Consider the following 1,603-nt stretch of genomic DNA (forward strand, 5'->3'; position numbering starts at 1 on the left):
CATTGGATGTTTGCCGTTCAATATTCGTAACCAACAGAGGCATATTCCACTTATCAAATATAGTAAACTAATCGATTGATAAATGGATTGGTCCAACTATAAGCCATTCAAGCAGGACTTTTAACAGTTGGTTAGGTTCCGCTTCGCTTCACATTATAACCAACAATTAAAAGCCTCTTAATGGGGCGTTATATGCAATGGAACTTATGCGTAATATTTTGATTTTTAGTTTTCTTATCAGTTTTAATTTATTCGCTTTTGAGCTTGTTAAATGCAGTGAGTCAGACATAGAATTCATCTTAAACAAACTGAATACCAGCAAACTAATTAAAGTTAACGAGTCAAACGCACAACTAACCTCAAAAAGTCACACTATGTGTAACCTTAATAATCCAATTATTCTGGACGGTTTAGCGTATTCGTTATATAAAAGTAAAAACAATGAGTTACAGTACATCACTGTTTACAATGGATTAGATGGCTCATCGAAAACATACGGGCCTTTTTCGTGGTAAATTGCATATAACAAGTTGCTCAAACGGACGCATAACAGTTGGCTGCGCTTCGTTCCTCGCACATTTTAGCCAACTATTTTGCGCCGCTTAGCAAGGCGTTATATGCCTAGGAAAGTATGAAGCTATATCGAACTTTAGATGAATTAGAAATTTCAGGTTCAATTCATGAATTAGTCGAGATTCATAAGTCACTTATAAGCGCTTCTGATAATTATAATGAAACGTTTATTTTTGATAAACTCGGCTCTGCAAAGTCTTATGATTTTCTTGAAGGTAAGTTAACTATTTCAACTAGCCATGAACCTGCTTGTGCCTCATACAATGAGAATTTAGGTGTCGTGATTACTGGTAATGTTGCTAGCCTTAAAGTTCTGGCTTCATTTTTCAATTTTGAACTCGATGCTAGCAGTGGTGAACATTATCATTGGGATAATACTTGTGATCTTGAGTACACATCAGAAAATACATTACCAATTGTTGTATCTTTAGAGTAATCGGCATATAACAAGTCATTAAAGCAGGAAAATTTACAGTTGGCTGTTTTCACTGCGTTCAACATTTTAGCCAACTATAAATTTCCTCTTAATGAGGCGTTATAAGCCACGGAGGCATGGATGGAGTTTAATATTTGGTATTCGTTTCTTATTGTCATTTTTTCGTTAAATATTTTTGTTTCTATATTTTTAGCTAAGCGTGATGACCTTGAGCGTTTTCAAAAAATAGCTCAAATAATTCTAGTTTGGTTAATTCCTATTGTTGGAGCTATTTGTTTATGGTTATTCAACAAAAGTAATGACGACAACAATAATACTCCTGAAGGTCGTAAGTTTGGTGGTGGCTCAGGTAGTGGAGTTGTTGGTGATTAAAGTGGCTTATAACAAGCCATTCAAGCAGGACTTTTAACAGTTGGCAAGGTTCCGCTTCGCTTCACATTTTAGCCAACAATTAAAAGCCTCTTAATGGGGCGTTAGGCTTACCAAAATCTTGGAGATAAATTTAAGGTGAGGAGATTAGTTTTAGCTGTTTGTGCAATATTCCTATTTCCTGTTATTGTCCGAGGAGCTATTAGTTTTTTCCACCCTAAAGGT

At 35.4% G+C, this 1,603-nt stretch carries 2 protein-coding genes; both read left to right on the top strand.

Annotation, left to right across the window (positions count from 1 at the left end):
- The first annotated feature begins 631 nt into the window (after positions 1–631).
- Positions 632–1,009, top strand: coding sequence for a hypothetical protein (locus tag H4J62_RS19895; protein ID WP_182218756.1), 378 nt, complete (start codon positions 632–634; stop codon positions 1,007–1,009).
- A gap of 120 nt (positions 1,010–1,129) precedes the next feature.
- Complete coding sequence (locus H4J62_RS19900; protein WP_182218757.1) at positions 1,130–1,381, top strand: hypothetical protein; 252 nt, start codon at positions 1,130–1,132, stop codon at positions 1,379–1,381.
- Positions 1,382–1,603: the final 222 nt, after the last annotated feature.

This window comes from Colwellia sp. BRX8-5 (genome assembly GCF_014077325.1).
Lineage (GTDB): Bacteria > Pseudomonadota > Gammaproteobacteria > Enterobacterales > Alteromonadaceae > Colwellia_A.